Source organism: Streptomyces sp. MUSC 14 (genome assembly GCF_001866675.1).
GTDB lineage: Bacteria > Actinomycetota > Actinomycetes > Streptomycetales > Streptomycetaceae > Streptomyces.
In genome coordinates, this window is the sequence record NZ_MLYN01000046.1 from 85,333 (window position 1) to 98,311 (window position 12,979).

Below are 12,979 nucleotides of genomic sequence, written 5' to 3' on the forward strand. Positions count from 1 at the left end.
CCACCACCATGTCCACCGACCGGAACATCGTGCTGTTCGACCTCTTCGGGGTCATCGCACGCCACCAACGCCCGGGCGCCCTGGGAAAGATGGCCGCCCGCTGTCACACGGACACCGACGCCTTCACCACGGCCTACTGGGCCTGCCGCCCGCCCTACGACGCCGGCCGGCAGTCCGCACCCGAGTACTGGACCGCCGTACTGCGCCGGCTGTCCCTGCCCGTCGACGCCGACTCGGTCGAGGAACTGCGCCTCACCGACATCGACAGCTGGTCGCGTGTCGACGACCGGATGGTCGCCTACGTCCAGTCCCTGTGCGACGTCGCCGAGGTCGCCGTGCTGTCCAATATCCCCTCGGACCATGCGGACGCCTTCCTCACCGCGCAGCCCTGGCTGCACGATCTGAACCACGTTGCTCTCTCCGGGAAGATCAAAGTGGCGAAGCCGACCCCTGCGGCCTTCCATCACTGCGTCGTCGCCATGCGGGCCGCCCCGGCCGACTTCCTCTTCGTCGACGACCGCGAAGAGAACGTACGCGCCGCACAGGCCACCGGCATGAACGGACACGTCTTCACCAACCGCGACGAACTGGCAGCCGTCATCGACACCTGGTTGCCGACATGACGCCCCACGAGGAAACGGCACCTGACATGAGACGTCACGGACCTGTCGAGCCCGGACAGGGCCTGTCGCTCGCCCGACCTGCGGATCCGGCCCTGGCGAATGACTACGACAGCTTCGCCGGGGCGTACTCGGCGGAAACCGAGAACAACCTCGTGCACGCCTACTACGCGCGGCCCGCGATGCCGGCGCTGGCCAGGCGGCGGCTCGGTGACGACGTAGCCCTGCACAGGGTCGACCTGAGCGACCGTCTGCCGTTCGCCGACGGTGCGTTCGATGACGTGGCCGCGTCGCTGGTGCTGCACCACCTGGAGGACTGGGGGCCGACGCCGGCCGAGATACGGCGAGTGCTCGGGCCCGGCGGTCGGCTGATCGCGTCGGTGGACCACCCTTTCGTGACCTACACGATCCAGGATTCACGGCCCGACTACTTTGCGACCACCGGCTACACGCGAGCCGCAGCCCGACCCGGCCACCCGTGAGCTGTTCCCCGACGGCTTCCCGGCTGCGGGCTCGGACGACTAGATGATCGATCCCAAAGGGTGCCGGTGACTGTCTGCTGACGTGCCTGCGGTCCGCGTCAGTCAGGCTGGTCCGTAGATGGCACTGCCGGCCTTGCTGATCAGTGCCCAGTAGCGGTCGCCGTACGACCAGTGCCACCACTCGGTGGGGTAGTTGACGAAGCCGACGCCGCTCATGGCCCGGGCCAGGATGTCGCGATGGCGACGCGCTTGGTCCGACAGCCCCGAGGCGTCCAGCGGACAGTGCTTCTCGTCTCCGGTGCGGTGGCCGTTCACAGCACCACCCATGTCCAGCTCGACGCCATCGGCATCGACGAGCGTCAGATCGAGGGCCGCGCCGGCACAGTGTGGCGCCACCTCGACCGGGGAGACGAAGGCGCTTGCCTGGCGCCGCAGTTCGACGGGGTCGGTGATGCCGGAGCGGCGCAGGCGGTCCTCGTAGAGGGCAAACCGCCGCGCCTGCTCGGTGCTGCTGCGATGCCCTTCTATGACGAGGAACCTGACGCCGTCGGGAAGCATCTCCGATGCCGAGCGCAAACGCTCGAGCACGCCCGTCCGGACCCGGCCGTACGCCCCTGCCTCGTCTCGCTCCCGGGGGTCCAGCACGATCACCGGGACCGAGGCGATCTCTGCGAGAGGTTCGCCGCAGTCCCGCACCGGGACATCGAGCACCTTGGGATCACTCAGCAAGATCATGGATCCTGAATCTAGAGGTTGCGGGCCGGCGACGTATCCCGCCCCGCGTGCTGCCGTGAACCGGGCCTGCTCAGGCAGCCGGCCTGCCGCCCACCTGCCAGCGAGGTCACATGAAGGTGACCGTTGAGGGGATACGCGGGCGGTGCCGCGGGCAGGAGCTCGGTCAGTTCGTACCGGCACTTCTGCGCGACACGGCATGACGCGGGGTTGTCCACTTGGTGCAGGAGTTCCAGGCGTGTCAGCCCGTCACCGGCGAAGGTGGTGAAGGCCCAGTCGGTGAGCGTCCGCAGCGCGCGGGAGGCGACTCCTCGGCCGCGCGCGTACGCCGCGGTCCAGTAGCCGACCTGGGCGGTCGGGGTGCCTGGGGCAAGGCCCTTGAGGACGATGTGGCCCGTCAATTGCCCCTCGCCGCCGGCGGCTTCGGGCTCTGCGACGGCGAACGCGAAGCGGTCACCGGTCTCCCACCCCCGTTGTTGCTCGCGCACCCACCGTGCCGCGCCGGCCTCGTCGTCGATGCCGGAACTCGTATGGCGGCGCGGGGAGTCATCCCGGTGCAGCTCGGCCAGGCCGGCCGTGTCCGCCGCCCGCCAGGGACGCAGCAGGAGAGCGGTCGACGACTGTGCGGCGTCCGTCTCCAGCCGGACGACGATCCTGTTCGTCGGCTGCGTCATCGGGCCGCTCGCGCGCTCAGGGCCTGGACGGACCAGTCGATCAGTGGCGCCAGTGGTTCCGGGGCAGGCCAGCCGTTGATCACGGCGAGCAGTTCGAAGTACCGGTCCTTGCGTGGACTGTTCGCGGCTTCCAGCCGGTGCAACAGCCAGCCGTGCAGCTGGGCGTCGTCGGGGCGGCCGACCGCGAGCGCGCACTCCGCGGTGAGCGTCGCGATCACGGGACCGGCCTGCGGTGAGTCGGGGTTGACTCCGGATCTCACGGCCGCTTCCACGTGTTCGCGGGCGACGGCGACGACGTCCGGACGAGGTGGCGTGCCGTCGCCGTCAGGCAGATCGGCCAGGTGGTCGTCGACCAGGTTTCGCATGGCGTCACGGAACCCGGGGTCCAGGGACAGCTCCGCCAGCTCCACCCATGCCTCGACCTGTTCCTGTGTGGGGCTGTCGGGCAGCTCGGGGGTCATGGAACGCAGTACGGCCGCTCGGCCGGACACGGCGTGCCGGCCGTCGGAGACGACGTCGAGGAATTCGCCGGTCAAGCGGTGTCTCTCGGCTTCGGACAGCGTGGCGAGCTGCTGCATGCGCTCCATCTCCTCGAAGGTGGGCTCGCGTCCGGCCGCGGCGGTCAGCACCGCTTGTCGCAGACGCAGGATGCTGATCTGCACGTTCAGGGCGGCGGCATGCTCGGCGGCGACTTGGGCGAGCGTAAGTTCCTGGTTCGTGACACGCCGGATCACGTCGAGGCCGAGGCCGAGTTCGCGCAGTGTCCGGACCAGGGCCAGGCGAGCGACGGCGTCCGGGCCGTAGCGGCGGTATCCGGCAGGGGTGCGATCGGCCGGCGTCACGATGCCGCGGTCGGAATAGAACCGGATCGTCTTGACCGTCAGCCCGGTGCGCCGAGCCAGTTCACCGATCGAGTAAAGGGTGCCGCCGTCCATGACCCCACCTTCATGTCTCCCTCCGCGGGAGAGTCAAGTCGTTCTTCTCATCCCGTGATCCGCGCAGGCCGGGGGCACGGTGGTGGTTCACCGTCGGAACGGGTGCCAGCCGTAGACGGCAACGCCGGCGAGCAGGCCGGCCGTCAGCACACACAGGGTGGCGATCGCGGTCACCACGGCCAGGGCTGCGAGCTTGGCCGCCAGCAGACGTGCTCGGCTCACGGGCGCGACGTACAGGTAGCGCAGGGTTCCCCACTCCCGGTCGGACGAGGCGATCGCGGCGGCCGGCAGAGCCACCATGATCGGCAGGGGCAGCGGTTCGATGAACGCCGTGCTCGCCATGGCGTGGTTGAGCGCGGAGTAGGGGGGAGGCGCCGAACAGGCCGGCCTGACGGCCGTTGCGATGCCCTGCCTCGGATGCGTACGAAAAGCCGGACAGCACGGGGACGGCGGCCAGGCAGGCGAGCACGACGAGCGTGCGGATCCGCGGTAGTTGGGTGGTCGGTTCAACGCGCAGCATGCTCGCCGGCTCCTTCGGTCATGGTCAGGAAGGCTTCTTCCAGGGACCTGCCCTCCTGCTGCACGGAGGTGGCGCCGATGCCCTCCGTGACCGGCGCGCGTACCAGGTCGCGGGAGGACACACCGGGGGCGGTGACGACGGTCTCGTCCCGCTGTGTCGTGGCCGACGCGACGCCGGGCAGTGCGCGCAGCACGGCGGCCCCCTTCTCGGAGTCGTCCACCCGGAGGCGGTAGGTGCCGCCGGCGCCGAGCAGTTCGTCCATCGGACCCGCGGCGATCAGCCGGCCGTGGTTCATCACGACGACGTGGGTCGCCGGCTGCCGCACCTCGGCGAGCTGGTGACTGGAGACGAGCACGGCGCCCCCTCGCCGGGACGGCTCCCCCAGGTACTCGCGCAGGGCCCGGACCTCGCCGGGGTCCAGTCCGTTGGCCGGCTCGTCCAGGATCAGCACGTCCGGCTCGCGCATCAGGGCCTGGGCCAGCATCAGCCGCTGCTTCATCCCCGTCGAACAGCCCTTGACCTTGCGGTCGAGCGCCTCGCCGAGCCCGGCGAGGTCCAGGGCGTCGTCCAGAGCGGGGGGGCGGCCATGCCTGTCGTGTCGCCGGCCACAGGAGCCGCAGGTTGGCCCGGCCGGTGCGGTGCGGCACGAACGCCGGGCCGTCGATGAGCACGCCGACCCCGCGCAGTACGTCCGTGCCCAGGCCGACCGGCTCGCCCAGGATGCTCGCGCTGCCGGTGTCCGGGGACGACAGACCGGCCAGCATCCGCATCGTGGAGGTCTTGCCCGCCCCGTTCGGGCCGAGCAGCGCGCAGATCTGGCCGGCTTCCACGGCGAAGCCGGGGACCGGGAGCAGGGGCAGGTGCGGCCCGCTGCGGGCGGTGGAGGCGCACAACAGTCCGGCCGGCACCAGCAACGTGTCGCCCGGCGGGAAGAAGCCGACCACCAGCAGCCCGGTCTCGGCGAAGACGCGGACCAGCACCCCGAACGCGCCGAACGTGGACAGCGCCAGGCGGCGTTCACGGCGGAGACCAGGCGCAGCCACCGGGACACAGCGTCCTCAGAGACATGGGTTTCGGCTTCCTTCCCCGCTTCTCACCGCACCGGTCACCGCACCGTCCGTGGGCGGGCGAGGCCGAAGGTCCACGTATCCGCGAGGAGCCGCCGCCCTCCTGGCGCTCGGACCGACCGCCGCCCGTGTGACGTACCGGCTCATCGCCCTCACCGGGCGAGCCGGCCGACCGGAACCCCGGAGCGCGGACCGAACGCCCAGACGCCCCCCGCCAGGGGTGGTGAACCTTAGGGGGTGCCGAGATGAACACCTCTCGCCCCGGACCCCGAGTTCTACATGATGTAGTAATTTCCTGGCTGGCCGGAGCCGCCACGAGCGTCGCCCCAAGCCCCAGCCCTGCAATCCGAGCCAAAGGCGATCCATGTCCGTCCTGACCTACCCCGAAGCCGTAGGCGTCGGCCTGCTGCAAGGCGTCACGGAGCTGTTCCCGGTCTCCAGCCTGGGACACAGCATCCTGATACCCGCGCTCCTCGGCGGGCACTGGAAGCACGACCTGGACGTCTCCGCCGACGGGTCCCTGTACCTCAATGAACTGGTGGGCCTCCACCTGGCGACCGCGCTCGCACTGGTGGTGTTCTTCTGGCGCGACTGGGTCCGGATCATCCGCGGACTGACGACGTCGATCACACAACGCCGCATCCAGACCGTGGACCAGCGCCTCGCCTGGCTGATCATCACGGCCTGCATCCCGGTGGGGATCGCCGGCGTCGCGCTCGACAAGGTCTTCCGCACGACGCTCGGGCGGCCCGTGCCGACCGCGATCTTCCTGGCGCTCAACGGCATCGTGCTCTTCGTCACCGAAAAGCTGCGCCGCGGCGGCTCGGGCCGCAGGCGGGCGGAGGGCGCCGTCGCACCGGACGAGCAGCACCTGAGCCCGGACGAACTGTCGGACCTGCGGATCAGCCGGATGACGGTCCGCCAGGCCGTGACGATCGGCGCGGCCCAGATCCTCGCCCTGCTCCCCGGCATCAGCCGCTCCGGTTCCACGATCAGCGCGGGCATCTTCAAGGGACTCAACCACGAGGACTCCGCCCGCTTCGCTTTCCTGCTCGCCACTCCCGTGATCGGCGGCGCCGCCCTGCTCAAGCTGCCCCCGCTCCTCGGCTCCCAGGGCAACGGCCTGCGCGGCCCCCTGCTGGCGGGCAGTGTCGCCGCCTTCATCGCGGCCTACCTCGCCACCCGCTTCCTGGTGAAGTACTTCGAGAACCGCACCCTCATCCCCTTCGCCGTCTACTGCACCCTGGCCGGCCTCGGCAGCCTGGCCTACTTCACCATCGGCTGACCGCATCTCCGCCTCGACCGGTGCGCGCCTTCAGCCTGCACCACCGATACTCCACCGGATGTAACGCCTGCTGCATTTCCCGATGTGCCGAACATGGAACCGGTGAGCCGCTGGCTCGTCCTCGTGGCCAAACTGCCTGCCCAGCCGTCACGGCACCGTGTGGGCGTCTGGCGGGAGCTGCGCAGGATCGGTGTGCTCTCGCTCGGCCAGGGCATCTGGGCCGTGCCGGACGTGCCGGTCTTCGCGGACGGCATCGCCCGGGCGGTCGCGCTGACCGAGCAGGCCGACGGCCAGGTCGTGACCTTGACCGCCTCAGGGCGTGGGCCCCAGGACGCCGACCGTCTCCGGGAGATGTTCGGCGCGGCCCGGTCGGCGGACTGGGCTGAATTCCTCGCCGACTGCGACACGTTCGAGGCGGAGTCGCCAAGGAGATCCGCATCGCCAAGCTCACCCTGGCCGAGCTGGAGGAAGAGGAACAGTCGCTGGAGCGGCTGCGGCGTTGGCACCGGGACCTGACGGCCCGCGACGTGTTCGGGACCTCGGAGGCGGCCGAGGCCGGCGAGCGGCTCAAGCAGTGCGTGGTCACCTGCGAGGACTACGCGGAGCGCGTCTTCGCCGCCCTGCACCAGGCGCCGGAGACGGAGCCGGGACGGTGAGCACGGCACCGGCGAGCCAGTCGGCTCCGGCCAAGCACATGTGGCCGTTGAACCGCCGCCGGCTTCACCACCGCCTTCGGCGCGCACGGCATCGCGGCCAACCTCGGCGGGCACGGCCGGGGCGCGGTCACCTCGCTGCTCGTGCTCGGCGGCCTGCTCGCCCTCTACGACGGTGCCGAGGTGCTGCTCAAGCCGGTGTTCTGCACCCTCGCCGACCGGATCGGCGCCCGGCCCGTGCTGCTCGGCGGGCTCGTCGCCTCCGCCGCCGCCTCCGCGCTGTACGTCGTCGCCGACCGCCCCGGCAGGCTGTGGGCCGCCCGGCCCGGCGCTCGCCGCGGTACGGCGCCGCACCGCAGGAGTGAACCCCGCACAGCGGACGGCGCCGATGACCGCGGCGGGTGTCAGCGGCCGCTGACGGCGACGCCCCACCCGCGGTGCGACCAGCGCCAGCACCGTGCTCACCAGCAACGGCAGATACATCGGCACCGGCCAGAACACGACCTACCCCCGGTCAGGGAACTCGCCGTGCAACAACTGCTCCAGCAGCTGCTCGTCGTCCGACGACAGATCCGAGACGAACCGGGCCAGCACCGCCGCGCGGTCCCCGCCCTCGTCGAGCAGCGAGTGCATCCCCGCCGCCGCATGCCCGGCCTGGTCGTCCACGGGCGCGTAGACATAGCTGCGCCCTTCCCGCCGCCGGGTCGCCATCCCCTTGTCGCACAGCCGCGTCAGGATCGTCAGCAGTGTCGTGTACGCGGCATCGGGCACCTGTTCCTGGACCGCTGTCGCCGGCACCGGGCCACCGGCCGCCCACAAGGCAGCCAGCACCTCGCCTTCCAGCTCACCCCGCGCACGCCGCCGGCCCTCCCCCCGGCCGTCCTTTCCGCCTGCCACCTGGCACCTCCCTCACTGTCCGGCCAGGTCGTCCTCGACCGGTCAAGCTACTACGAGACGTAGAACCGCGGCCATCTCGATCGTGAGGACGTCTCGCACGGCCGCCCCCGCCCGCGCCAGACCCGGCTCAGTCCTCGACCGCCCGCCGCACGCGCCGGGACGGGCTGAACTCGTAGAGGCCGAGGAGCTCCGGCGGGTCACTCAGGCCCGGACCGCCCGCCCGGACCCAGGTGGTGATGTCGGTGGTCGCGTCGGGGTCGTTGACCAGCCCGAGCCAGACCGGCCGTCCGCCTGCCGCCCGCCCTGCCGAGGAAGGCTGTACGACGATGACGTTCGCCTGCTCGCACGCATCCAGGCAGTTCACCGCCCGCACCTGGGCGACGGGCCCCAACTCGGCTTTGAGCGCGGCGAGTTGGGACGCATGGCCGACGCCCGGAATCTTGGCCGTACCGCAGCAGCAGCCCCGGCACACGGTGACCGTGCACCGGGGCGCCGGCCGCACGTCGTGCCCCTTGTCGCGGCGGCTCATGCGGCGGACCTCTTCCAGGCGGCCTCGCGCAGCAGCCGTAGTCCGTTGAGACCGACGATGACGGTGGAGCCCTCGTGGCCCGCCACGCCCAACGGCAGCGGCAGGTGCCCGGCCAGATCCCACACGACCAGGCCGGTGATGAACACTCCCGCGATCACGAGGTTCTGGACGACGAGCCTCCTGGCCCGGCGGGACAGCGAGATCACCGCGGGGACAGTGACGAGCTCGTCGCGGACGATCACCGCGTCAGCCGTCTCCAGCGCCAGGTCGGAGCCCGCCCGGCCCATCGCCACGCCGGTGTGGGCGGCGGCCAGCGCCGGGGCGTCGTTGACACCGTCGCCGACGACCATCACCCTGCGCCCGGCCTCCGCCAGCTCCCTGACCGCGCTCACCTTGTGCTCGGGCAGCAGCCCGGCCCGTACGTCCTCGATACCGACCTCGGCGGCCAGGCGGGCGGCGGCACGCGGGTTGTCACCGGTCACCAGCAGGGGTGCCGTCCCGGTCAGGCGTGTCAGGGCGGAGACCGTCGCGGCGGCCTCCGCGCGCAGACGGTCGGCGATACCGAGCAGTCCGACGGGCCTGCCGTCCACCGTGACCAGCACGGCGGTCCGCCCGCTGTCCTCCAGTTCACCGGCGAGGACCCTCGCACGCGCCGAGGCGGTGTCGCCGGTACCGGCGAGCAGCCGGGCGGGAGCCCCGACCTCGACCGCGCGGCCTTCGACGTCCGCCCTCACGCCGACACCGGGCGTGGACGCGAAGTCCTCCGCCACCGGAAGGACGAGTCCCCTCGCACGGGCCGCGTCCACCACGGCGCGGGCCAGCGGGTGCTCACTGGGGTGCTCGGCCGCGGCGGCCGACGTGAGCAGTCCGGCCTCGTCCAGGCCGGAACCCGTGAACGGCCGGACATCGGTGACGCGCGGGGTGCCCTCGGTCAGCGTGCCGGTCTTGTCGAGCGCGACCGCGTCGACTTCGCCGAGCCGCTCCATGACCACCGCGGACTTGACCAGCACGCCGTGCCGTCCGGCATTGGCGATGGCCGAGAGCAGCGGCGGCATGGTGGCCAGCACGACCGCGCACGGCGAGGCCACGATCATGAAGGTCATGGCCCGCAGCAGCGAGCCGGTGAGGGCTGCGCCGAAGGCGAGCGGCACGAGGAACACACCGAGGGTCGCCGCCACCATGCCCAGCGAGTAACGCTGTTCGACCTTCTCGATGAACAGCTGCGTGGGCGCCTTGGTCTCCGACGCCTCCTCGACCATGTGGACGATCCGGGCGATCACGGAGTCGGAGGCGTCACGCTCGACACGCAGCCGCAGCGCGCCGGTGCCGTTCAGGGTGCCGGCGAAGACCTCGTCGCCCTTCTCCTTCGCGACCGGCAGCGGCTCACCGGTGATGGTGGCCTGGTCGACCTCGCTCGCCCCGTCCAGCACGCGGCCGTCGGCGCCGATGCGCTCACCGGGCCGTACGAGGACCGTGTCGCCGACCGCCAACTCCTCGACCGCGACGGTCTCTTCGCCGCCGCCTCCGCCTTCCGTCAGCCGCGTGGCGGTGGCCGGGGCCAGGTCGAGCAGGCCGCGCACGGAGTCGGCGGTGCGGGCGGTGGCCAAGGCCTCCAGCGCGCCCGAGGTGGCGAAGATGACGATCAGCAGAGCCCCGTCCATCACCTGCCCGACCGCCGCCGCCCCGAGCGCGGCGACCACCATCAGCAGATCCACGTCCAGGGTCTTCTCCCGCAGCGCCCGGAGTCCGGCCCAGCCCGGCTCCCAGCCGCCGGCCGCGTAGGTCAGCGCGTACAGCGGACCCCATGCCCACGCCGGGGCGCCCGTCAGCTGCAAGGGCAGCGCGATCAGGAAGAGGACGACGGCGGCTGCCGCCCAGCGGGCCTCGGGCAGGGCGAGGACGCGCGTACGGCGCCGGGGCGCACCGCTGTCGCGCGTGGGCGCGGCAGCCCCTTCGGCCGTGGTCGCGGTGAGGGTGGAAGTCATGGGAGCCGGAGAGTCCTTCACGACGGCATGGCGGGACGGCGGACAGCCGGGCAGGACGGCGTCTCTCCCTCCACCGTACAGGACTAAATGAAGAACCATTCATGCATTCATCTGTCGTGCTCCGTAGGATGAAGGCCATGGGCCATGGAGACGAGGGCAAGACCACCGGCAGCGCGCGCCAGCGCCTCGAAACCGTCGGCGCCGCCGATGTGGCCGCCACACTCCAGGCGCTGGCCACCCCGTCACGGCTGCGGATCCTGGCCCGCCTCCAGGAAGGCCCGTGCGCCGCGACCGAACTCGCCGACGCCGTCGGCATGGAACAGTCCGCCTGCTCCCACCAGCTGCGTCTGCTGCGCAACCTCGGCCTGGTCACCGGCGAGCGCCGCGGCCGCTCCGTCATCTACGCGCTCTACGACAACCACGTGGCCGAACTCCTGGAACAGGCCCTGTACCACGTCGAGCACCTGCGCCTCGGCCTGCGCGACGCCCCGGCCACGGCGGCGGTCTCAGCCGAGGCGCACTGAGCAGACCTCCCGATCACCTCACCCCCGGGCCGTGACCCGCGCCGCAGTCAGACGCCCGGACCAGCACAGCCGGGCACCGGCACCCCGTACGTAAGCGCGCACGACCCCTGGCCCCCGACCACGGTGACCCGGTCGGCCAGGACCGCCCGCTCGGCAGCGGCACGTGCGAAGTCCGGGACCTCGACGACCGCTGCGCGGGTCTGCCGCCGTAAGGCGGCCGTGCTCCGCACCATACGAACCGTGGCCACCGCGCCGACAGCCGCTCCGGCCGCGGTGACGGCGACGGTGACCGTGGCAGGCAGGGCACTCGGGCGCCCTGACCACGTATGGACTCACGCGCCGTTCCCGCCGAGGGCCCGAAGATCGAGAAACCCTCGGCGGGTTGAGCAGACCGGCCGCGGCGAGCGGCAGCGCGGCGGCGGCGCGGGCGAACGCCCGGAACAGGTTGGAACGAATGGCGCCCAGCGTCTTGCGGACGAGCCGGATGGCAGCGCCGCGACCCTCAGGCCCCCTCGCGCGGGTGAGATCACCGGCCCCGATCGCTCCTGTGGCCTCACTCACCATGTTCCGCTTCGTCGGGCCCCGTAGAGTGCAACCGTGCTCGCCACACAGTCCGCGCCAAGCACGGCCGCAGCCGGCCACCGTCGAGTGGTGCGGCCGGCCGTGCTGGTCGCAGTGCTGCTCGGACTGTTTCTCATGCACGGAGGCCCGGCCGCAGCCGACGGCGGCTGCCACGGGGCCGTGCCCGGCACAGCGGTCATGAAACACGCACCTGCCTCCATGGCCGCGCACATGCCTGCCCACTCCGCAGCGGCAGGAGCCGACAAGGCCACCGCACAAGCGGACGAGGCCATGCGAGGTTCCCTGTGTGTGGCCACCACGCCCCGCTCCGAGATCCCGCTGCCCCCGCTCACCGCGGCCGTCCTGGTGCTCCCGGCCGCTGCCCAGGCGCCGGGGGCCCGGCGAACTCCCGGTGACGCCTACCGCCGAGGACCACCGGCCGGCGGACGCGACCTCCTGCTCCAGGTGTGCATCGCGCGGACGTGACGAGCCCTCCGGGACCCGGCTCGGCGCCGCGGTCCCGCACGGCCCTCACGTTCTCCCGCGCCCGCTCACGGCGCCCACCTGGAAAGACACACCCATGTCCCCGCGTTTCCGCACGTCCCGCCGCGCCCTCTCGGCCGCCGCCGCTGCGGCACTCACCCTGGCCCTCGCCGCCTGCGGCTCCGGCTCCAGCTCCGACAAGGGCCACGATTCCGGCATGGCCGGCACGAACCACAGCGCCATGCCCTCACCCTCGGGCTCCGGCGACGGCATGGCGTCGATGCCCGGCATGGACAGCACGTCCACCGGCAACGGCCTGGCCGCGGCCAAGGACGGCTACAAGATGACCGCCACGGCCGCCACCCTCCCCGCCAAGGCGACCGACTACCGCTTCACCGTCACAGGCCCGGACGGCAAGCCGGTCACCGACTTCGCCGTCGACCAGACCAAGCGGCTGCACTTCTACGCCATCCGCTCCGACCTCACCGGCTTCCAGCACGTGCACCCCACCATGGCCGGCGACGGCACCTGGACCGCGCCGCTGGCCGCGCTGCAGCCGGGCACCTGGCGGTTGTACGCCTCCTTCACCCCGGACAGCGGCGCCGGCAAGGGCAAGGACTTCGTCCTCAGCCGCACCGCGCAGGTGTCCGGCATGGCGATGGCCTCGCCCCTGCCGAAGCCGTCCGGCACCGCTACCGTCGACGGCTACACCGTGGCGGTGAAGGGCGATCCGATGGCGGGCATGGCGCACCAGCTGACCGTCACCGTCGCCAAGGACGGCAAGCCGGTCACCGACCTCCAGCCGTATCTCGACACCTACGCCCACCTGACCGCCTTCCACCAGGGCGACCTCGCCTTCGCCCACCTCCACCCGGAGACGAAGGTCGACGGCGACCACGGCGGGCCGACCCTGACCTTCCACGCCGAGTTCGCCCAGTCCGGCAACTGGCGGCTCTTCCTCCAGTTCCAGACCGGCGGCAAGCTGCACACCGCGCCCCTCACCCTGCACGTCGGCTGACCGCCTCATCCCGG

Annotated in this window: 13 protein-coding genes and 4 pseudogenes; 8 read left to right on the top strand and 9 right to left on the bottom strand. The window is 71.8% G+C overall.

The window, feature by feature from the left end; genetic code table 11:
- Nucleotides 1-8 precede the first annotated feature (8 nt).
- Nucleotides 9-623: an HAD-IA family hydrolase gene (locus BIV25_RS28180; protein ID WP_071375250.1), complete on the top strand. Its 615-nt coding sequence runs from the start codon at nucleotides 9-11 to the stop codon at nucleotides 621-623.
- A 26-nt stretch (nucleotides 624-649) separates the two neighbouring features.
- Nucleotides 650-1,145: pseudogene (locus tag BIV25_RS28185) on the top strand (class I SAM-dependent methyltransferase).
- 59 nt (nucleotides 1,146-1,204) lie between these two features.
- Here the strand turns inward: BIV25_RS28185 and BIV25_RS28190 are convergent.
- The 6 genes and pseudogenes from BIV25_RS28190 to BIV25_RS54555 form a co-directional block, all read right to left on the bottom strand.
- Nucleotides 1,205-1,837: a M15 family metallopeptidase gene (locus tag BIV25_RS28190; RefSeq protein WP_071375252.1), complete on the bottom strand. Its 633-nt coding sequence runs from the start codon at nucleotides 1,835-1,837 to the stop codon at nucleotides 1,205-1,207.
- Nucleotides 1,838-1,848: 11 nt separating this feature from the next.
- A complete protein-coding gene (locus BIV25_RS28195; RefSeq protein WP_256256130.1) occupies nucleotides 1,849-2,508 on the bottom strand; it encodes a GNAT family N-acetyltransferase in 660 nt (219 codons plus the stop codon).
- The gene (locus tag BIV25_RS28200; protein WP_071371982.1) at nucleotides 2,505-3,443 is read right to left on the bottom strand and encodes a MerR family transcriptional regulator; all 939 of its coding nucleotides are present in this window, start codon (nucleotides 3,441-3,443) and stop codon (nucleotides 2,505-2,507) included. The genes BIV25_RS28195 and BIV25_RS28200 overlap by 4 nt, the downstream gene beginning before the upstream one ends.
- 87 nt (nucleotides 3,444-3,530) lie before the next feature.
- The gene (locus BIV25_RS28205) at nucleotides 3,531-3,785 is read right to left on the bottom strand and encodes an ABC transporter permease (RefSeq protein ID WP_071375253.1); all 255 of its coding nucleotides are present in this window, start codon (nucleotides 3,783-3,785) and stop codon (nucleotides 3,531-3,533) included.
- A gap of 164 nt (nucleotides 3,786-3,949) precedes the next feature.
- Complete coding sequence (locus tag BIV25_RS54550) at nucleotides 3,950-4,534, bottom strand: ATP-binding cassette domain-containing protein (RefSeq protein ID WP_371273071.1); 585 nt, start codon at nucleotides 4,532-4,534, stop codon at nucleotides 3,950-3,952.
- Between the two features lie 43 nt (nucleotides 4,535-4,577).
- Nucleotides 4,578-5,006, bottom strand: a pseudogene (locus BIV25_RS54555) (ATP-binding cassette domain-containing protein); the annotation flags it as partial.
- Nucleotides 5,007-5,394: 388 nt separating this feature from the next.
- Here BIV25_RS54555 and BIV25_RS28215 point away from each other — a divergent pair.
- From BIV25_RS28215 to BIV25_RS54095, 3 genes and pseudogenes are all read left to right on the top strand, one after another.
- A complete protein-coding gene (locus tag BIV25_RS28215; protein ID WP_071375255.1) occupies nucleotides 5,395-6,315 on the top strand; it encodes an undecaprenyl-diphosphate phosphatase in 921 nt (306 codons plus the stop codon).
- Between the two features lie 93 nt (nucleotides 6,316-6,408).
- Nucleotides 6,409-6,971: pseudogene (locus tag BIV25_RS28220) on the top strand (Chromate resistance protein ChrB).
- Between the two features lie 38 nt (nucleotides 6,972-7,009).
- A pseudogene (locus BIV25_RS54095) lies at nucleotides 7,010-7,298 on the top strand (MFS transporter); the annotation flags it as partial.
- A gap of 174 nt (nucleotides 7,299-7,472) precedes the next feature.
- On the opposite strand, the gene BIV25_RS28225 reads toward BIV25_RS54095, so the two are convergent.
- From BIV25_RS28225 to BIV25_RS28235, 3 genes are all read right to left on the bottom strand, one after another.
- Nucleotides 7,473-7,865 (bottom strand): BlaI/MecI/CopY family transcriptional regulator, encoded by a 393-nt coding sequence (locus BIV25_RS28225; protein WP_071375256.1) that lies wholly within the window; start codon nucleotides 7,863-7,865, stop codon nucleotides 7,473-7,475.
- Nucleotides 7,866-7,992: 127 nt separating this feature from the next.
- Nucleotides 7,993-8,394: a (2Fe-2S) ferredoxin domain-containing protein gene (locus BIV25_RS28230; RefSeq protein WP_071375257.1), complete on the bottom strand. Its 402-nt coding sequence runs from the start codon at nucleotides 8,392-8,394 to the stop codon at nucleotides 7,993-7,995.
- Entirely contained in the window at nucleotides 8,391-10,379 is a 1,989-nt protein-coding gene (locus BIV25_RS28235) for a heavy metal translocating P-type ATPase (protein WP_071375258.1), read from the bottom strand. Before BIV25_RS28235 ends, BIV25_RS28230 begins: the two co-directional genes overlap by 4 nt.
- 137 nt (nucleotides 10,380-10,516) lie before the next feature.
- Here BIV25_RS28235 and BIV25_RS28240 point away from each other — a divergent pair, with 137 nt between their 5' ends.
- The 3 genes from BIV25_RS28240 (at nucleotide 10,517) to BIV25_RS28255 (ending at nucleotide 12,965) form a co-directional block, all read left to right on the top strand.
- Nucleotides 10,517-10,903 carry a helix-turn-helix transcriptional regulator gene (locus tag BIV25_RS28240; protein ID WP_071375259.1) on the top strand — a complete coding sequence of 129 codons (387 nt, stop codon included), beginning with the start codon at nucleotides 10,517-10,519 and terminating at the stop codon, nucleotides 10,901-10,903.
- A gap of 597 nt (nucleotides 10,904-11,500) precedes the next feature.
- Nucleotides 11,501-11,950 carry a hypothetical protein gene (locus BIV25_RS28250; protein WP_256256133.1) on the top strand — a complete coding sequence of 150 codons (450 nt, stop codon included), beginning with the start codon at nucleotides 11,501-11,503 and terminating at the stop codon, nucleotides 11,948-11,950.
- Nucleotides 11,951-12,044: 94 nt separating this feature from the next.
- Entirely contained in the window at nucleotides 12,045-12,965 is a 921-nt protein-coding gene (locus BIV25_RS28255; RefSeq protein WP_071375262.1) for a hypothetical protein, read from the top strand.
- Nucleotides 12,966-12,979: the final 14 nt, after the last annotated feature.